Source organism: Streptosporangium sp. NBC_01639, from assembly GCF_045209755.1.
Lineage (GTDB): Bacteria > Actinomycetota > Actinomycetes > Streptosporangiales > Streptosporangiaceae > Streptosporangium.
Map to the genome: position 1 here is coordinate 2,995,937 of NZ_CP109272.1, position 17,109 is coordinate 3,013,045.

Consider the following 17,109-nt stretch of genomic DNA (forward strand, 5'->3'; position numbering starts at 1 on the left):
GGGCCCTCCCGGGGGGATCAGGGTCTGTCGCTGCCGACCATCCACATCGCGAAGAACTGGGCGCCCCCGCCGTACGCGTGCCCCAGGGCCCGCCGGGCGCCGTCGACCTGGTGCTCCCCCGCCATCCCCCTGACCTGGAGCGCCGCCTCGGCGAACCGGATCAGTCCGGACGCACCGATCGGGTTGCTCGACAGCACCCCGCCCGAGGCGTTCCACGGGATGTCGCCGTCCAGGGTGGTGGCCCCGGACTCGGTGAGCTTCCACCCCTCCCCCTCGGCGGCGAACCCCAGGTTCTCCAGCCACATCGGCTCATACCAGGAGAAGGGCACGTACACCTCCGCCACGTCGATCTCCCGGCGCGGATCGGTGATCCCGGCCTGCCGGTAGACGTCGGCCGCGCAGTCCTTGCCGCCCTGCGGGTTCACGGTGTCCCGCCCGGCCCGGAAGATCGGCTCGGAGCGCATCGCCGTACCCAGCACCCAGGCGGGAGTGCCGCCGGTGACCTTGTCGCCGGCGGACAGGACCATCGCGCACGCGCCGTCCGAGGAGGGGCAGGTGTCGAGGTAGCGGATGGGCTCCCAGAGCATCGGGGTCGACTCGACCATCTTCTGGTCGATCCCGGGGATCCGGAGGTGGGCGTAGGGGTTCTTCAGGGCGTTGCGCCGGTCCTTGACCGCCACCAGGTGTCCGATGTGCGCGGGAGCTCCGGAGCGGCGCAGGTACTCGCGGATGTGCGGGGCGAAGTAGCCACCCGCGCCGACCACCAGCGAGGCGCTGAACGGCAGGTGCGTGGACAGGGCCCAGGTCGCGTTGGACTCCGACTGCTTCTCGAAGGCGACCACCAGCACCCGGTCGTGCACGCCCCCCTGGATCAGTGAGGCGCCGACCAGCGCGGTCGACCCGCCGACCGAGCCGGCGGTGTGCACGCGCATCATCGGCTTGCCCGCGGCACCGAGCGCGTCCGCCAGATAGGCCTCCGGCATCATCACACCCTCGAACAGGTCGGGTGCCTTGCCGATGACGACGGCGTCGATGTCCTTCCAGGTCAGGTCCGCGTCCTGGAGCGCCCGCAGCGCCGCCTCGCGGACCAGCCCGGCGATGGAGACGTCCCGCCGCCGGGTGGTGTAGTGCGTCTGGCCGATCCCGATGACCGCACACGGGTTACCCATCAGGCCTCCATCACGGTGACGAGGTTGTGCTGCAGGCAGGGGCCGCTGGAGGCGTGCCCGACGGTACGGCTCGCCGTGCCGTCCAGGATGCGCCGGGCGGCCTCACCGACCCTGATGAGGCCGGTGGCCATGACCGGGTTCGCCGCCAGCGGGCCGCCGCTCGGGTTGACGGCGGTGGTCTCGGGGAGTGCGAGCGCCCGGCGGAGGATGACCTCCTCGTGGCTGAACTGGGCGTGCAGCTCGGCCACGTCGACATGACCCTTGTCGACCCCCGCCGCTCGTGCGGCTTCGGCTGCGGAGGCCGACCGGGCAAGGTCTCTCATGCCCGGGTAATGAGGTTCTATGCGGTGGGCGATGCCCGTTATCCAGGCCGGGTGCTCGCACAGCTCCCTGGCGAGGTCCCCGGCGGCCAGCACCACCGCGGCGGCGCCGTCGGTGATCGGGGCGACGTCGTACGGCCGCAGCGGCTCGACCTCGAAGGCCTCCCCGTCGGGGTCGGGCAGATCGAGGGCGTAAGGGTTGACCCGCCCGGCGGCGCGGCTCCGCCGTACGATCTCGTCCAGTTCGGCCCGGCCGACTCCGGCGGCCGAGGCCTGGAGCGCGGCGGAGGAGACCTGGTCGAGGCCGAGCGGGGCCAGGTAGTAGGGGTCGAGCTGGAGTGTCATGATCTCCCGCAGGTCCCCCGGGGAGGACTTGCCGAAGCCGTAGACCAGCGCCGAGTCGACGTCGCCGTGCTGGAGCCTGACCCAGGCCTCGTACAGCGCCCACGCTGCGTCCATCTCCACGTGGCTCTCGGAGATCGGCGGCCAGGCGCCGAGCGCGTCGAGCGCGGAGACGAAGGAGAACGGCGCGCCCGCCAGGTAGTCGCACGACCCCGAGCAGGTGAAGCCGAACGTCCGCAGGCCCGTCTTCTCTCTGACCTCCTCCAGCGGGGGCATGACCAGCTCGGAGTCACTCTGTCCCTCGTCGGTCGCGCTGTGCCGCGTCTGGGCGAACGCGACGACCGCTACCTCACGCATCTACAGCTCCACGTCCGGTTCGCCGGTGGGGGCGAACCACCTGATGTTGTCCATGGACGGCGTCCACTCCTCCTCGGGGATCCACACGGCCCGCACCCGCATGCCCTGCCGTACCTCGTGGGCCGGGACCCCGCCGACCAGGGCGATCATCGGGATGTCGGAGCCGTCGAGCAGGATGTAGGCCGACACGAACGGCACCTCGGGGGCGCGCGGATCGGGCAGATTGTTGATCGCGAAGGTGGTGATCGTGCCGGTGTCCGGCAGTTCGACCTCCTCGGTGACCGCGACGCCGCACTCGGGGCAGGAGAGCCGGTAGGGCACGTAGACCTGGTGGCAGGAGCCGCATCGGCAGCCGACGAAGACACCCTCCGCGATGCCCGCCAGGAAGCGGGTGAGCGCGAGGCCGGGCGTGACGACGTACTCGACGCGGACCGGGGACACGATCTTCGTGACCTCGGGGACGAAGCTTTCGATGTCGGTGATGTGCCCGGTGCGCTCGGCCCGCCAGCGGGGGCGGACGCGCAGGCCGGGTCGCATGGCCTTGACGTCGCCGGCGTCCACCGCGTGCACGAGCGAGGTGTCCGCTCCGTCCAGCCGGATCAGGGCCCAGGCGAACGGCCGGTCCAGCGGGTGGCCCTTTCGCGGGGTGTGCACCCACGCCCAGCTCTCGACCGTCCCCGCCGGGCCGACCTCGACGAAGTCCCCGGTGACGGCGTCACCGGTGTCGGGGTCATACTCCAGCGGGGGAACCAGCGTCCGGCCCGCCGCCGTACGGACCCCGACGACGCGCCCGTCCCGCAGTTCGGTGAGGAACCGCCCGATCACCGGGCCGGTCGTGCGGGTGTAGCCGCCGGGGAACTCCAGCACGTGCCGCGCTTCCAGCGTCATCCGTGCCGCTCCTCTCCCGTCGGATGCCGGTGTCCCGCTCCCGTCGGATGCCGGTGTCCCGCGCCCGTCGGATGCCGGTGTCCCGCTCCCACCCGACGTCGGTGTCCGTCTCCCGTCGGATGCCGGTGTCCGGCGACGCCGTTCTCAGATCGCACGGTCTCGTCCCTCCCAGTACGGGTCGCGCAGCTTGCGTTTGAGGAGCTTGCCGTTGGGCTCGCGCGGCATCTCCTCGATGAAGTCGATGGACCTGGGCCACTTCATCTTCGACAGGCGGCCCTTGAGCGATTCGATGAGCTCCGCGGCGAGCTCGGGCGAGGGGGCGACACCGGTCGCGGGCTCGACCACCGCCTTGATCTGCTCGCCCCACTCCTCGTCGGGGATGCCGAACACCGCCACATCGGCGATCTTCGGGTGGACCATCAGCTCGTTCTCGATCTCGGCCGGGTAGATGTTGGTCCCGCCCGAGATGATCATGTCGGCCTTGCGGTCGCAGAGGAACAGGAAGCCGTCCTCGTCGAGGTAGCCGATGTCGCCGACGGTGAAGTGGTCCTGCAGACGGCCCGCCTCCGTCTTGGCCCGGTCGCCCTTGTACTCGAAGCGGACGCCCATCATCTTCATGTAGATCGTGCCCGGCGTGCCGGTCGGGACCGGCTGGAGGTTCTCGTCCACGATGAGCAGCTCACTGATCGGCCAGGCGGTGCCGACGGTGCCGGGGTGCTTCTTCCAGCCCTCGGGGGTGGCGATGGTGCCGCCGCCCTCGGTCGCGGCGTAGTACTCGTAGATGCAGTCGCCCCACCACTCGAACATCGCCCACTTGACCGGGACCGGGCAGGGCGCGGCGGCGTGGATCATCCACCGGAGCGAGGACAGGTCGTATCTGCCTTTCACCTCGTCGGGGAGCGCGAGCAGCCGCTTGAAGTGGGTGGGGACCATGTGCGAATTGGTGACGCGATACCTCTCGCAGAGTCGGAGCGTCTCCTCGGCGTCCCACCTGTCCATGTAGACGAGGGTGTGGCCCATGTGCAGGGCCGTACCGCCGAACTGGGTGACCGCGGTGTGGTAGTTCGGCGAGGTGACCAGGTGGACGTTCTCCTCGCCCGGGGTCATGCCGAAGAGGCTGAGCAGGACCGTCATCAGCTCGGCCCCGTCGTCCGGGTCCATGCCGCTGAGCGGACGGCGCACGCCCTTGGGTTTGCCGGTGGTGCCGGAGGTGTAGTGCATGGCGGCACCCGCCGTACGGTCCGCAGGCGCCGTCGCGGGCCGCCCCGCGGTCAGCTCGGAGACCGGGCGAACCCCTTCCACCTGCCCGAACGCGAAGACCCGGTCGGGAGCGATGCCCGACTCCGTGGCACCGCGCAGGCCCTCCCGCGCGTGGCGCTCGTCGACGAAGAAGGCCCGGGCCTCGCTGTCGGCGACGATGTAGCCGATCTCCGGGCCGGTGAGGTGCCAGTTGATGGGTGTGTAGTACCACCCGGCCTGGAGCGCGGCCAGATAGAGCACCAGTCCGTCGGAACCGTTCGGCACCAGGCCGCAGAGGCCGTCGCCGGGCTTGAGCCCCAGCTCCCGCAGGCCGTGCACGAGGCGGTTGGCACGGGCGAGCAGGTCGCCGGCGCGGTGTTCGGTGCCGTCCGGATCCACCGCGGCGATCCAGTCCGGATCCGCCTGCGCGAGTCTCCAGAAGCCGAGCGTGCCCATCGGTCGTCCTCTCTCGTCGAAAGGTCCCCCGGACGGCCAAAGTGAATCACGTTCTAGATATTTGTAAAAGACTCTGGCGACACGGGAAGGATGGAACAAGAATCTGTTCTCATACGCAGAGGAAGGCTAACCCGGCCGAGACATGCCGAACAAGCGCTTGATTTCAATACGATCCTGTTGTCGAATCCCCCGGACCAGCGGAGGTCGTCCATGGAACTCCTGCCCATCAGCACGCCGCACTGCCGTGTCGAGCGCGACGGTCACGTCGTCGTCGTCACCATGGACCGGCCCGAGGCGAGGAACGCGCTCTCCACGGACATGCTGGTCGGCCTGGCCGACGCCTGGGCCTACGTCTCCGACGACCCCGAGGTCCGCGTCGCCGTGCTGACCGGCGCGGGCGGGACCTTCTGCGCGGGTGCCGACCTGAAGGCCATGGGTGTCCCGTCGAGCGACCCCCGGGTCCGGAAGCGCGCCTCGGAGATCCCCGACTACCACTGGAAGGGCCTGCTCCGCGACTCCGCCGCGCTGCCCTCGAAGCCGATCGTCTGCGCGGTGGAGGGATACGCCGTGGCCGGAGGGACCGAACTGCTCGTCGGCACCGACCTGCGCGTGGTCGCCGAGTCCGCCACCCTCGGCCTGTTCGAGGCCCGCCGCGCGCTGTTCCCGATGGGCGGCTCCGCGATACGGCTCCCGCGCCAGATCCCGTACGCCCTGGCCATGGACATCCTGCTGACCGGCCGGGCCGTCACCGCCCAGGAGGCGCTGGGCATGGGCCTGGTCAACCGGGTCGTCCCGGACGGCCAGGCCCTGACGACCGCCCTGGAGATCGCCCGCCAGGTCGCCGAGTGCGGGCCGCTCGCCGTCCAGGCCATCCTGCGCGCCTACCGCGAGACGCTCGGCCTGCCCGAGGACGAGGCCCTGAAGGTCTCCGACGGCATCGGCTGGCCGGTGATCGGCTCCGAGGACGCCAAGGAGGGCTCACGGGCGTTCCGGGAGAAGCGCCCGGCCGTCTACCGGGGCAGCTGACCTGTCTGCGCGCGCCTGCGGGGGTTCCGCTGTTCGTGAGGTGTTTCCCGGGTGAGCTTTCCGGGTGGGTTTGCCGCGGTGCGCGGCCTTTCGCAGTCACCGTCTCGTTTTTCAGGCCTCCGGCCTGGCGGGCGCGCTGGTTGCGCTTTTTTATAAGCCGGCCGGAACACCCACCCACCTCCGCGCCAGACGGCCCCGCCGTACGGCGTGCGGACCGTAGTTGCTTGCTTTCGGGCCGCCGGCGGGCTCTTTGACGCTGAAGCAATCCGTACGGGATTGTTCAGGGCCGGTCGCCGTAGCTGACGCGTTCCTCTCCGACCAGTGCAGGGCCGAGCGCCGTAGGGCGAGATCCGCCTGTTCTCGTGATGAGCTCGCGCAGTAGCGCGCGTGCTCGGGGACGTCAAAGATCACCATTCATCACGGTCCGGGCGGTGGCTCAAGGGAAGGTCAGAGCCAGCTCCGCGCCGCGGCCTCCACGCCCGCCTGGAACCTGGTGGTCACGCCGAGCCGTTCCACGACCGCGGCGATCTTCCTGGTCGCGGTGCGGGTGCTGACGCCCAGGTGCCTGCCGATGGCTTCGTCCTTGAGTCCCGAGTTCAGCAGCCGCAGCACCAGCAGGTCCTCCTCGGCGGGCCTGTCATCCGCCGGTGGGGAGTCGCCGGTGAGCGGCTGGCCACGCTCCCAGTAGACCTCGAACAGCTCGATGAGCGCGTCCAGCAGCCGCGAGGGGTGCAGCAGCGCGATGTTGTCGTAGACGCCGTCCACCAAGGGCAGCAGTCCGACCCTCCGGTCGGCGATGCGCAGCTTGAACGGCAGGCGCGACAGGAACCTGGAGCGCTCGCCCTCCTCGGCCAGGCGCAACAGGGTCTCCATGCGGCCCGGTCTGTCGAGCGAGCCGGGGCAGTACATCACCCTGATGTCCACGCCGCGGGCCAGCAGTTCCCTGGTGTCCCCCAGCTCCGACTCGTTGGTGTCGCGGGAGGCCTCGGGGTAGCCCAGGTACGGCGGGCTGTCGAAGCAGAGCAGCTCGGTGGTGACCGAGCGGGCCAGCTCGGTCATCTGCCGCTTGACGGCATCCTCGCCGGAGAGGATCTCCACCACGCCCGCGGGCTCGACCCACATCCGGCCCGACTGGTAGAGCTGGGCGAAGTCGCCCACCATGGTGCGCACCCCGGCCAGGCTCGCCTCCGTCTCCAGACGGCGCCTGTCCACCAGCCAGCCGAGCGCCGCCTCGGGCGAGACCGGCTCGTAGCCGCCGGGACCGGTTCTGCGCAGCAGGTCCACCTCGGCCAGTCGGCGCAGCGCGAGCCGTACCCGTGAGGAGGTGGCCCCGAGGGCCGCGGCGAGTTCGGCGGTGCGTCGGCCCGGCTGCCTCAGTAGCAACCGATACACCCGCTCGTCGAACTCCGCGATCCCCACCCCGCCGAGAACCCGCCGCTCCTCCACGTGCCACCTGACCGAATCGTGTCCCTTTTGGCCATATGGCCGAAAATGTCATAACCATATCTCGACAAGGGATCCTCGCAGGCCGTTGACTGCTCCCCGGCCCCTCCGGCGATCTTTGCTGGGCGGGTGGCAGCCTCATCCCCTCAAGAGGAGCAATGTCCCGCATCCCCCGCGTCTACAGCGCCCTGGCACTCGCCGCCGCGCTGGCGGTCACCTCCGCCGCGGCACCGGCGCTCGCCGAACCCGCTGCGACAGGCACCCCCTCCACCTACGTCGTCACCCTCGCAGGGCAGCCGCTCGCCACCTACGGCGGTGGCGTGGACGGCATCGCCGCCACCAAACCGGGCAAGGGCAAGGGCAGGAAGGTCGACACGGCCAGCTCCGACGCCAAGCGCTACCGCGAGCACCTGACCAAGCGCCAGGACGAGGTCGCCCGCAGTGTCGGCGGGACCGCGCAGCGGCACAACTCCGTCGCCTCCAACAGCTTCGTCGCCGAACTCACCCCCGCTCAGGCGCTGCGGCTGCACCGGACGGGCGGCGTCGTGTCCGTCGTCCAGGACACCCTGCGCAAGGCTCTGGACGACCGCAACTCCAGCGACTTCCTCGGCCTGTCAGGTGACAAGGGCGTGTGGGCCTCGCTCGGCGGCACCGCCAAGGCGGGCAAGGGCATCGTGGTCGGCGTCATCGACACCGGCGTCTGGCCGGAGAACCCCTCCTTCGCCGGCCCCTCGCTCGGCACCGAGGCGCCCACCGCCGCCGACCCCTACCGGCCCTACCGCCAGGGGACGGCCACGGTCATGAAGAAGGCCGACGGCTCCACCTTCACCGGCCTGTGCGAGACCGGCACGGAGTTCACCGCCGATCTGTGCAATCAGAAGCTGGTGAGTGCCAGATACTTCGGCAAGGCCTGGCTGAACGCCAACGACCCCGCCGCCACCGGCGAGTACGCCTCGCCGCGCGACCGGGGCGGGCACGGCTCCCACACCGCGAGCACCGCCGCGGGCAACCACGCCGTCCCCGCCACCGCGAACGGCATCGACTTCGGCCAGATCTCCGGCGTCGCACCCGGAGCGGCCGTCTCCGTCTACAAGGCGCTGTGGGAAGGCCCGGACGGAGGCACCGGCTACACCTCCGACATCATCGAGGCCATCGACCAGGCCGTCGCCGACGGCGTCGACGTGATCAACTACTCGGTCGGCGGTCAGTTCGAGTCCGCCGCCGACGACCCGGTCCAGCTGGCCTTCCTGGCCGCCGCGGACGCCGGTGTCTTCGTGGCCACGGCGGGCGGCAACTCCGGCCCCGACGCCTCCACCCTGGACAACACCGCCCCGTGGACGACCACCGTCGCCGCGAGCACCGTCGCTCCCTACCTGGCCGACGTGCGACTGGGCGACGGCAGCACCTTCCGCGGTGCCAGCACCACCGTCAGCGCGCCGTTCGGGCCCAAGCCGCTGGCCACCTCGGTGTCGGTGAAGAACGCCGCCGCCGCCGACTCCGACGCCCAGATCTGCGCGGAGGGGTCGCTGGACCCGGCCAAGGCCGCCGGGAAGGTCATCTACTGCGTGCGTGGCGTCACCGCGCGCGTGGACAAGTCCGCCGAGGTCAAGCGCGCCGGCGGCGTGGGCATGGTGCTGGGCAACCCCAGCGACCAGGACACCGGCGCCGACGTGCACGCCGTACCGACCGTGCACATCAACACCCCCGACACCGAGAAGGTCCTCGCCTACGCCGCCACCCCCGGCGCGACGGTGACGCTGCTTCCCGCCTCCTCCACCGAGGGTGCCGAATACCCGCAGATCGCCAGCTTCTCCTCGCGCGGCCCCTCCCTCAGCAACAACGGCGACCTGATCAAGCCCGACATCGCCGCCCCCGGCGTGTCGATCCTCGCCGCCGTCGCGCCCCCCGGAAACCAGGGCAAGGACTTCGACTTCTACTCCGGCACCTCGATGGCCACCCCGCACATCGCCGGTCTGGCCGCCCTTTACCTGGGCACGAACCCGCTCCTGTCGCCCGCCGCCGTGAAGTCGGCGATGATGACCACCACCTACGACACCAAGACGCCCGACCTCTTCGCGCAGGGCTCGGGTCACGTCGACCCCGCCCGCATGCTGAAGCCCGGCCTGGTCTACGATGCCGCGGCCCAGGACTGGTATGGGTACCTGGAAGGGCTGGGCGTCAAGACCGGCACCGGCGCCGCGCCCGTCGCCACCAGCGACCTGAACTACCCCAGCATCGCGGTCGGCGCCTTGTTCGGCTCAAGGACCCTCACCCGCAGGGTCACGGCGCTGACCCCCGGCGTCTACCGCGCGGCCGTCGAACTGCCGGGCATCAAGACCAAGGTCAAGCCCTCCACGCTGGTCTTCAAGAAGGCGGGTGAGACCAAGGAGTTCACCGTCGCCATGGAGATGACGCCCCAGACCGGCGGCGACGCCATCGTCGGCTCGCTGACCTGGCAGGGTGAGGACACCGCCGTCCGCAGCCCCGTGATGGTCACCCCGCTGAGTGCCAAGGCACCCGCCGAGGTCAAGGGCACGGGCCCGCAGGGCTCGCTCACCTTCGACGTGACCCCCGGCGTGTCGAAGTTCCCGGTCAAGGCCTACGGCCCCGTCTCCGCCGACCCGGTGCCCGGCACCGTGAGTCCCGGCGACATCTGGGGCAAGGAAGTCTCCGTCGTCGTGCCCGAAGGCGCCAAGGCCGTCTCCTTCAAGCTCATCCCCGGCGACCCAGCGACGGAGGTCGGCGCCATCCTGGGCTACACCGAGGGCGGCGCGGCGCAGGGCCTGGCCTGGGTCACCTCATGGGAGGACTACCGCGCGGTCCTGGCCAATCCCAGGCCCGGCAGGTACACCCTGTCCGTGCTCACCTTCGGGAGCGCCGACACGCCGTTCAGCACCCAGATCAACGTCGTGGGCGCCGACTCCGGGTCCGGTGCGCTGACGGTGACGCCCGACAGACCGAAGGTCACGCCGGGGACGACGTTCCCGCTGACGGCCACCTGGTCCGGCCAGCCGGACCGGACGGCGACCGGCTACATCGGCTACCCCAACGGGGCCGGCACGATCGTGACGATCAACTGACCCGAACCGATCCGATGCGGGCCGCTCCTTCCGGGGAGCGGCCCGCTTCACGTGTGTCCCCCTGCCGGCCCGGAGCCGCCGCCCGAGCGCCGCCACGCAGAAAGCCTGGTTGAGGCGGCAGTTCATGACCGTTGAGTGGGCCAACCAGAACCTCAAGGTCCGAGCGGCTCGTGAGGCGGTCGCCGATGAACACGAACTGGCCGCAGCCATGCACCGCAGCCTGTGCCGGCCGCAGAAACGTCCCCACATCGTCCGGGCCTTCTTTGACCTGGCCAGCGTCCACTTCCATGGCACGCACAGCGTTGATGTCGCCGGGAAAAGAGAAACCCGACACTTCAGTTGAACGGCTGGTGTTATTCGAACACATGAACATGGAAGTTTGATCGCTTACCGGGCGACCATGAGCAACGAAAAGCCAGAGTCCGGGTATGGCACAGGTGGTCGCCCGCTGTCGACGGGCCGTGCGCACCGCCCAGAGCCTGCAGGAGCTTCTGGGGTAGCCCCCATCGGGACCGACATAGGTCATCCAAGCCAGTCGAGCCGGACGATGTATACCCGGCGCAGGTGCTCCACGACAAAGTACGTCGCCATCCCGGACTCGCCGAAGTCGTGGGTCAGCATATTGGCCTTTGGATTGTCGGGGTGGAGCGGCAGCCCGCTTAATGGATGCAGCTCCAGCAACGCCCGAAGTTCGAGGAACGGATTGATCGCCTCGGCCGGCAGCGCGTCAGCCTGGTCCCGGGCAACCGGGTCGAGTTCAACGACGTACACCTATCGCCCGCCCGCCGCGCGGGCGCGTAGACGCTCAGTGAAAGCGTCGTCCCACACAACGCCGTCGGTGGACTCGCCGCGCTCGACCTGACGCTGGATGCGTTCGGCGCTCTCCATCATCTGCGCGTAGCCACCAGGATCGGTCTTGACGATGGCCAGCCGCCGCCATGACTCCACGCATTGATGTAGCGGTGTTAGATCCAGTTCATCGGCGGCCCGGCGCAGGGCCTCGCGATATTGCTCATCGAACGCCATGTGATCGGTGACCGGCAGGCAGGCGCGAATGTTGCGCGGGCTGCGGTCGTTGTGCAGCGACACCCGCATCTCCTGGGGGGTCAGCGTGACAGCGGGCCCGTGAGGCTGGGCGGTCATGGTCGCGGCTCCTTCCGGTACTACCTCGCAGCCTACATACCAGGAGCGGCGTGGGTCACGCAGTAAGCCCCCGACCGTCCTGTCGTCCATTGTCATAGATGACCGGCAGCTTGGGATGCCGGATGCGCGCGGTGGCGCGGGCCGCGCGCCGAAAACACCGTTCGGCCTCCTCGCGCAGCTCCGCCCTTTTCCTGCTGGGCGAGAAATGGATTACCCGCGCGGAGCGGAGCGTGGCGTCCGTCCGTCGGTTCATGCGTGACACGGCCGATGACCGGAACGCGGCGGACGACGTGCCGGAGGTCGCCGAGCCGCTCGTCTCCGAACCGGCCACCAACGCCATGGCGTACGGCATGGCCGATGCCCCGCCCGCAACGTCATCTGGGTCGCGGTCGGCAAGCAGGGCGCGCTGCTGGTCGTGGACGTCTATGACTCCTCCATCGAGCTCCCTCGGATGCGCAGGCCATCCGACCTGGAGACCTCCGACCGCGGCCTGTCCATCGTCGATGGATCTCGCCCACAACTGGGCTGGACCCTCAGCCCGTACGGCAAGTCCGTCTGGTTCCATCTACTCGCCTGACCGTGAGAGCCCGTCGATAATGAGATCTGGTCTTTATGCGCAGGTGAGGCATGTTGCAGGAGCGGGGCTCTGTAGTCTGCTAGGAAGTACCGGGAGGAGTCGCCGCCATGGCAGCCCAACCCATGCAGCCTCCGAACCGGCGATCGAACGGACCTTCGCCGCAGTGTGTGCAGCGCTGCCCCCCCCCGTCGATGCGGCTGCTTTCGATGCCGAACTGACCCGGATCACCCACGCACCTGTAGTGAATCTGGCCGCTCTGGATGACTTTCTCACCAGTTGGTGGCGTATTGCCACCAGAGCGGCGCAGAACAGGGAAGACTGGCAACGTATGCACGACGAGGCCGAGCAGATCCGGTCCGGACAGCGCTCGTCAGGAACCCCGCTGGCCGAGATCTTGACCCGGCGGGAGGGCCGAATCTAGGCGTATGACGTCAATGTCGCCAACCAAACCGCCGAAGATCAGATCGATGAGCTCTCCGATCCAGCGTCCGCCTCGGCCGCCGAGGAGCACCTCGGCGGCCGGTGGGTTGGCGGGTCAGTGGCGGTCGAACTCGCCGGCCTTGGCACCGTTGAGGAAGGCGTCCCACTCGGCGGAGGTGAAGAACAGCTTGGGGCCGTCAGGGTCTTTGGAGTCGCGTACGGCGATCAGCTCGGGGTAGTCGGCCTTATGGCCGGGACCGTCACCGACCTCCGTAAGCTCCGCGACCTCAACGCAGTTGCCACCGTTGTCACCGGAGAAGCTGGCCTTGACCCATCTGGCGTCACTCAGGTCCATTTTTCCGCTACCGCCTTCTTGATGAGATCGATAGACATGTTTATCGGGAGCGCCTCACTCCGGATGGCGTCGAAACGCTCCAGGGCCACGGCGACGTCCTCCGGATCGTTCGTGGTGATACCGCGTACGGCCGTCTCGGCATACAGTACGTCGCGGCCCGTCTCCAGAGTGGCGATTGCGAAGCCGCCCATCAACCCCGAGTGCATTCCGTTCGGAATCAGCTGAATGCTGAGACGTTCGTCGGTCATCGACACAAGGTGTTCCAACTGCTCCCTCATCACCTCGGGGCCGCCGATCGGGCGATAAAGCATCGCCTCGTCGATCACGCAGCGGAAGGACGGTGGACGTGGGTCCTGCCTGGTGAGGATGGTCTGCCGGTCCAAACGAGCCTCCACAGCGGCCTCATTGCCGCGCAGCAGTACGCGAGCGTATGCCTCGGTCTGGAGCAGGCCAGGGATCACGAGCGGTTCATAGGCCCGAAGGGCAGTAGCCTCCCGCTCCCTCCCGCCACGGACCGAACCAGGAAGGGAAGACCTGCCCTTTCCGCCAGTCGAGGAGGCGGTGCAGGGCGCCGCCCGTACCGAGGGCCTCGTCGCAGGTCTCGGCGAACTCCAGACTGGCGGGGAGCTGGCCGGTCTCCACCCCACTGATCAGGGACTCACTGAAGTGGATTTTCTGGGAGAGCTCGCCCTGGGTGAGGCCCGCGCCCTTGCGGTAGTGACGAAGCTCCCGGCCCCAGATCGCCTGGGGGGTGTAGAGGTTGGCCATGAGATGCCCTCCTTGCCGGACTTCAAGGACAGCGCCACGAATTCAACGCTTGCCCTCGGCAACTATTCGACTACCGAGAGTATCCATGATTCGGCACGCTGAACATATGGATTCCGGGAAAAGAAGAAACGCTCTGGGCAGAGCCCTCAAGGGGTACGCGGCGCTGACCAGGCTTCGCTACACGCTGGATTCTGCATTTCCTCAGCTCGGCGAGAAATGGATACAGCCCGAGGAGCGGAACGTGGCGAGCAGCCGCCGGTTCGTGCGCGACACAACCATCGACCGGAACACGGCGAAAGGCATCCCGGAAACCGCCGGCCTGGAGGTCAAGCGGAACGCACTGAGTCTTTTTCATCTGGTTTTGCGGGCCTGAGGCTGCGGACCATGATGAACCGATCACTGCGGCAGAGAAAAAGCGGAGTTTATGCAGGATGCGCTGGGTCTTAGCTGAACATTGACTTGTTCGCCGGGCAAGCAGAGTCGAATGATCAGTCTCGACGGCCACGTGGGCATGCACGGGCAGCGGAGCTCAAAATCCATGGGCCGACCGCACTGGTGGCGCACCTGTCGGCGACTGTGCGCGCCGTGGTCCGCCGAGCCGGGGCAGTGCCGAAGGACACGCGCATACCCAGTTTCCTCCGCCCTGGGGGTTGAGGAACATCGGAACCGAATCGTGCGGCTGTACTCTGCGTGATCGCTCGCACGGCAAACCGAGATCGTTGTCGGAGATGACCATGCGGAGTCAGCTATCCCCGAAGGTTCCCGTCCATACTCCATGGGGAGTGCGAGGCCGGAAGCCGCAGATCTTCGGCAGTTGTCCGCGGTAGATCGTGACGGAGCGTACAAGCGCACGATCCGGTTCCGATGTTCCCCAGATCCCGAATACCAGCAGGTCACATGACATGACAGGGCATTCGGCACCCACGCCCTACTTCAGGCACTGTCGCATGGTCTTCAATCGTGAGCCCATGATCGGGCAGACCCGGATCTCGCGGCCCTCCTCGTCGAAGACCTTCCTGCGTCCCAAGGGCCGCTCGAGCAGGACGGGCACTTCGACGCCACGGAGGATGTCGAGCACGGCAGGCGGCCACAACTCGTCCCGCCACATCTCCAGCAGCGTGCGTCCGGGGGGCGGGCAGGCATCACGAAGCACTATCCGAAGCCGAACACTCTCCTCGGACTCGACGGCTTCGACTTTGTCGGTCTGGAGACATGCCGAGTCGCTCGCCCCGCCGAAGACCTGCAGGATGAGGACCCGTCCTTCCACCATGACCGTGTCGATCCGCCCGGGAAAGGGCGGTTCGACCGGCCGGGACTCCCGCATGCCAGCCACCATGGAGACGGCGACGGCCAGCACCAGGAGGCAGAACATGCGCCACAGGAAGGACGGGCCCAGGGGGTTCATTTCTTGTAGACGTCCTTGCCGACGGCCTTCAGCACGTCATGGAAGTCGGTGAAGTAACTCACGCAGGGGGACTGGACAGGCTCGTTATCACCGGCTGCGCCGCTGAGAATGCCCTTGGCCACCACGTATCCATCACTCTGGCGGAAAGTGTAGACCGGCGCGCCTGAATCACCGCCAACCGGACACCTGCCGGTTTTCTTGCCAACCTGAACCCACCGCACCGTGCCGTCGTGTTCTCCGGTTTTCGGGTCTGTATAGTCGATCTTCCAGGCGATGTCGGTGACCTTGAAGCGGCAGATCTGGCCGTTGGATTCGGGATTCGAGCTGGCGCCGCCGATGCAGTACTGGTCGCCTTCCCGAGCGCGGACCGAGGACCACCCGCCCACGCCGCATGACCAAATGAATCACGGTCTAAGACGGCTCGGCCGCAACCGACCCACGACCTGCAAGATCGAGTTGGAATGGGCTCACTGTCAAACTCACGCCGAACTGCAAATCGACGCCGGCTTCACGAGGATCGAACCCTGGGACGATTCGGGAGCCGACCCTGCGTGGGAACAGAGAGGCTTCACCGCTTCCACGGCGCTCGGCCCTGCACTGGCCGGAGAGGAACGCGTCAGCTACGGCGGGCACCTCTGCACGGCCCCTGCGCGGATTGCTTCAGCGTCCGTGAGATCGCTGGGCGGCCGGAGAGTGAGCGGCTACGGTCCGCACGCCGTACGGCCAGGCAGCCTGGCGCGGAGGTGGGTGGGTGTTCCGGCCAGCTTATAAAAAAGCGTAACCACCGCGCCCGCCAGGCCGGAGGCCTGAAAAACGAGACGGTGACTGCGACGGCCGGCCGGAACACCCACCCACCGCAGCGCGCACGGCCACCCACTCCCGGAAAGCTCACCCGGGAAACACCTCACGGACAGCGGTCCCCTACCCCCCAGCACGCACGGCGGCAGGCCGAGAACAGCGAAACCCCCGGCACAGACGCGGCGGCGCCCTACTCCCGGGTAAGGCGCCCCAGGCGTTCCACGGCCTCGATGTACTCCTCGACCATCTCGAAGACGACGTCCCTCGCCGACTTCACCTGGTTCATCGCCCCGATGATCTGCCCCGCCGGGAACGTGGCCAGCTCGGCGGCGTCGGAGCGGCCGATCCGCCGCAACGCGTCGGAGACCAGCATGAACTGCAGCGGCATCGGCAGCGTGCCGGGCGAGTCGGCGGCCTCCCAGGCGTCGGTCCACTCGTTCCGCAGCAGGCGCGCGGGCTTGCCGGTCCACGAGCGGGAGCGGACGGTGTCGCGGGAGGTGGCTTCCAGGATGCGCCGCCGGGCCATCTCCGGGGTGTCGGCCTCCTCGACGGTCAGCCAGATGGATCCGGTCCACACGCCCTCGGCGCCGAGTGCCATGCCCGCCGCCATCTGACGGCCGCCGCCGATGCCCCCCGCCGCCAGCACGGGCACGTCCACCGCGTCCACGACCTGCGGAATGAGCACCATCGTGGAGATCTCACCGGTGTGCCCACCGGCCTCGGTGCCCTGCGCGACGACGATGTCCACGCCGACCTCGACTTGTTTGACCGCGTGCCGGGGGGTCGAGGCCAGCGCCGCCACCTTCACCCCCTTGGCGTGGGCCAGATCGACGACGTCGGCGGGCGGCGGGCCGAGGGCGTTGGCCAGCAGGGCGATCGGGTGCCGCAGCGCCACCTCGACCTGCGGCCGGGCGGTGGCGTCGGTCCAGCCGAGCAGGACCCTCCCGGCGTCGGAGCCCGACAGCTCGGCCACCCCGTGCGCGGCCAGCAGGTCGTCGACGAACGCGCGGTGGCCGTCGGGGATCATCCCCTGCAGCCGTCCCACCAGGTCCTCGGGAGAGTCGACGCCCAGGTCGGCTCCCGCGTAGGAGGCGGGCATGACCACGTCGACGCCGTACGGTCTGCCGTCGACGTGGTCGTCGATCCACTTGAGCTCCATCTCGAGCTCCTCCGGGGTGAAGTAGAGGGCGCCGAGCACGCCCATCCCGCCGGCGCGGCTGACCGCGGCGACGACATCCCGGCAGTGGCTGAACGCGAAGATCGGAAACTCGACTCCGAGCATGTCTGTGACACGTGTCCGCATGCGTTCACGCTATGACGGCA

Annotated in this window: 19 protein-coding genes; 6 read left to right on the forward strand and 13 right to left on the reverse strand. The window is 68.7% G+C overall.

What is annotated here, in order from left to right:
- Positions 1-17: 17 nt before the first annotated feature.
- The 4 genes from OHA77_RS13390 to OHA77_RS13405 form a co-directional block, all read right to left on the reverse strand.
- Positions 18-1,169 carry a thiolase domain-containing protein gene (locus OHA77_RS13390; RefSeq protein WP_406318375.1) on the reverse strand — a complete coding sequence of 384 codons (1,152 nt, stop codon included), beginning with the start codon at positions 1,167-1,169 and terminating at the stop codon, positions 18-20.
- Positions 1,169-2,188 carry a thiolase domain-containing protein gene (locus OHA77_RS13395; protein ID WP_406318376.1) on the reverse strand — a complete coding sequence of 340 codons (1,020 nt, stop codon included), beginning with the start codon at positions 2,186-2,188 and terminating at the stop codon, positions 1,169-1,171. Before OHA77_RS13395 ends, OHA77_RS13390 begins: the two co-directional genes overlap by 1 nt.
- On the reverse strand, positions 2,189-3,076 hold the full coding sequence (locus OHA77_RS13400) for a Zn-ribbon domain-containing OB-fold protein (protein WP_406318377.1): 888 nt from the start codon (positions 3,074-3,076) through the stop codon (positions 2,189-2,191).
- Positions 3,077-3,220: 144 nt separating this feature from the next.
- Positions 3,221-4,771 carry an acyl-CoA synthetase gene (locus OHA77_RS13405; protein ID WP_406318378.1) on the reverse strand — a complete coding sequence of 517 codons (1,551 nt, stop codon included), beginning with the start codon at positions 4,769-4,771 and terminating at the stop codon, positions 3,221-3,223.
- A gap of 210 nt (positions 4,772-4,981) precedes the next feature.
- Between OHA77_RS13405 and OHA77_RS13410 the strand changes: the two genes are divergently transcribed.
- On the forward strand, positions 4,982-5,797 hold the full coding sequence (locus tag OHA77_RS13410) for a crotonase/enoyl-CoA hydratase family protein (protein ID WP_406318379.1): 816 nt from the start codon (positions 4,982-4,984) through the stop codon (positions 5,795-5,797).
- A 447-nt stretch (positions 5,798-6,244) separates the two neighbouring features.
- On the opposite strand, the gene OHA77_RS13415 is transcribed toward OHA77_RS13410, so the two are convergent.
- On the reverse strand, positions 6,245-7,243 hold the full coding sequence (locus OHA77_RS13415; RefSeq protein WP_406318380.1) for a hypothetical protein: 999 nt from the start codon (positions 7,241-7,243) through the stop codon (positions 6,245-6,247).
- A 155-nt stretch (positions 7,244-7,398) separates the two neighbouring features.
- Between OHA77_RS13415 and OHA77_RS13420 the strand changes: the two genes are divergently transcribed.
- Positions 7,399-10,320 (forward strand): S8 family serine peptidase, encoded by a 2,922-nt coding sequence (locus tag OHA77_RS13420; RefSeq protein WP_406318381.1) that lies wholly within the window; start codon positions 7,399-7,401, stop codon positions 10,318-10,320.
- Positions 10,321-10,444: 124 nt separating this feature from the next.
- Positions 10,445-10,663, forward strand: coding sequence for a hypothetical protein (locus OHA77_RS13425; protein ID WP_406318382.1), 219 nt, complete (start codon positions 10,445-10,447; stop codon positions 10,661-10,663).
- A 179-nt stretch (positions 10,664-10,842) separates the two neighbouring features.
- On the opposite strand, the gene OHA77_RS13430 is transcribed toward OHA77_RS13425, so the two are convergent.
- Together OHA77_RS13430 and OHA77_RS13435 are read right to left on the reverse strand one after the other, a co-directional pair.
- Positions 10,843-11,091: a hypothetical protein gene (locus OHA77_RS13430; protein WP_406318383.1), complete on the reverse strand. Its 249-nt coding sequence runs from the start codon at positions 11,089-11,091 to the stop codon at positions 10,843-10,845.
- Positions 11,092-11,463 (reverse strand): DUF6247 family protein, encoded by a 372-nt coding sequence (locus OHA77_RS13435; protein ID WP_406318384.1) that lies wholly within the window; start codon positions 11,461-11,463, stop codon positions 11,092-11,094.
- A gap of 415 nt (positions 11,464-11,878) precedes the next feature.
- Between OHA77_RS13435 and OHA77_RS13440 the strand changes: the two genes are divergently transcribed.
- Together OHA77_RS13440 and OHA77_RS13445 are read left to right on the forward strand one after the other, a co-directional pair.
- Complete coding sequence (locus OHA77_RS13440; RefSeq protein WP_406318385.1) at positions 11,879-12,040, forward strand: hypothetical protein; 162 nt, start codon at positions 11,879-11,881, stop codon at positions 12,038-12,040.
- 19 nt (positions 12,041-12,059) lie between these two features.
- Positions 12,060-12,461 (forward strand): DUF6247 family protein, encoded by a 402-nt coding sequence (locus OHA77_RS13445; protein WP_406318387.1) that lies wholly within the window; start codon positions 12,060-12,062, stop codon positions 12,459-12,461.
- 114 nt (positions 12,462-12,575) lie between these two features.
- Here the strand turns inward: OHA77_RS13445 and OHA77_RS13450 are convergent, their stop codons facing one another.
- The 3 genes from OHA77_RS13450 to OHA77_RS13460 are packed head-to-tail and all read right to left on the reverse strand — an operon-like array spanning position 12,576 to position 13,583.
- Positions 12,576-12,815, reverse strand: coding sequence for a DUF397 domain-containing protein (locus OHA77_RS13450; RefSeq protein WP_406318388.1), 240 nt, complete (start codon positions 12,813-12,815; stop codon positions 12,576-12,578).
- Entirely contained in the window at positions 12,806-13,276 is a 471-nt protein-coding gene (locus OHA77_RS13455) for a DUF5753 domain-containing protein (RefSeq protein WP_406318390.1), read from the reverse strand. The genes OHA77_RS13450 and OHA77_RS13455 overlap by 10 nt, the downstream gene beginning before the upstream one ends.
- Positions 13,277-13,283: 7 nt before the next feature.
- Positions 13,284-13,583: a helix-turn-helix domain-containing protein gene (locus OHA77_RS13460; RefSeq protein ID WP_406318392.1), complete on the reverse strand. Its 300-nt coding sequence runs from the start codon at positions 13,581-13,583 to the stop codon at positions 13,284-13,286.
- 106 nt (positions 13,584-13,689) lie between these two features.
- On the opposite strand from OHA77_RS13460, the gene OHA77_RS13465 reads away from it, so the two are divergent.
- Positions 13,690-13,956 (forward strand): hypothetical protein, encoded by a 267-nt coding sequence (locus OHA77_RS13465; protein ID WP_406318393.1) that lies wholly within the window; start codon positions 13,690-13,692, stop codon positions 13,954-13,956.
- A gap of 555 nt (positions 13,957-14,511) precedes the next feature.
- Here the strand turns inward: OHA77_RS13465 and OHA77_RS13470 are convergent.
- From OHA77_RS13470 to OHA77_RS13480, 3 genes are all read right to left on the reverse strand, one after another.
- A complete protein-coding gene (locus tag OHA77_RS13470) occupies positions 14,512-14,988 on the reverse strand; it encodes a hypothetical protein (RefSeq protein WP_406318394.1) in 477 nt (158 codons plus the stop codon).
- Entirely contained in the window at positions 14,985-15,374 is a 390-nt protein-coding gene (locus tag OHA77_RS13475; protein ID WP_406318395.1) for a hypothetical protein, read from the reverse strand. Before OHA77_RS13475 ends, OHA77_RS13470 begins: the two co-directional genes overlap by 4 nt.
- Before the next feature lie 602 nt (positions 15,375-15,976).
- Positions 15,977-17,089: an NAD(P)H-dependent flavin oxidoreductase gene (locus OHA77_RS13480; RefSeq protein WP_406318397.1), complete on the reverse strand. Its 1,113-nt coding sequence runs from the start codon at positions 17,087-17,089 to the stop codon at positions 15,977-15,979.
- Positions 17,090-17,109: the final 20 nt, after the last annotated feature.

Excerpts from the sequence above, each read along its gene's own strand:
- OHA77_RS13390 (WP_406318375.1), bottom strand. The coding sequence starts at position 1,169 with ATGGGTAACCCGTGTGCGGTCATCGGGATCGGCCAGACGCACTACACC.
- OHA77_RS13395 (WP_406318376.1), bottom strand. The coding sequence starts at position 2,188 with ATGCGTGAGGTAGCGGTCGTCGCGTTCGCCCAGACGCGGCACAGCGCG.
- OHA77_RS13400 (WP_406318377.1), bottom strand. The coding sequence starts at position 3,076 with ATGACGCTGGAAGCGCGGCACGTGCTGGAGTTCCCCGGCGGCTACACC.
- OHA77_RS13405 (WP_406318378.1), bottom strand. The coding sequence starts at position 4,771 with ATGGGCACGCTCGGCTTCTGGAGACTCGCGCAGGCGGATCCGGACTGG.
- OHA77_RS13410 (WP_406318379.1), top strand. The coding sequence starts at position 4,982 with ATGGAACTCCTGCCCATCAGCACGCCGCACTGCCGTGTCGAGCGCGAC.
- OHA77_RS13420 (WP_406318381.1), top strand. The coding sequence starts at position 7,399 with ATGTCCCGCATCCCCCGCGTCTACAGCGCCCTGGCACTCGCCGCCGCG.
- OHA77_RS13425 (WP_406318382.1), top strand. The coding sequence starts at position 10,445 with ATGACCGTTGAGTGGGCCAACCAGAACCTCAAGGTCCGAGCGGCTCGT.
- OHA77_RS13435 (WP_406318384.1), bottom strand. The coding sequence starts at position 11,463 with ATGACCGCCCAGCCTCACGGGCCCGCTGTCACGCTGACCCCCCAGGAG.
- OHA77_RS13445 (WP_406318387.1), top strand. The coding sequence starts at position 12,060 with ATGAGATCTGGTCTTTATGCGCAGGTGAGGCATGTTGCAGGAGCGGGG.
- OHA77_RS13450 (WP_406318388.1), bottom strand. The coding sequence starts at position 12,815 with ATGGACCTGAGTGACGCCAGATGGGTCAAGGCCAGCTTCTCCGGTGAC.
- OHA77_RS13460 (WP_406318392.1), bottom strand. The coding sequence starts at position 13,583 with ATGGCCAACCTCTACACCCCCCAGGCGATCTGGGGCCGGGAGCTTCGT.
- OHA77_RS13465 (WP_406318393.1), top strand. The coding sequence starts at position 13,690 with ATGGATTCCGGGAAAAGAAGAAACGCTCTGGGCAGAGCCCTCAAGGGG.
- OHA77_RS13470 (WP_406318394.1), bottom strand. The coding sequence starts at position 14,988 with ATGAACCCCCTGGGCCCGTCCTTCCTGTGGCGCATGTTCTGCCTCCTG.
- OHA77_RS13480 (WP_406318397.1), bottom strand. The coding sequence starts at position 17,089 with ATGCGGACACGTGTCACAGACATGCTCGGAGTCGAGTTTCCGATCTTC.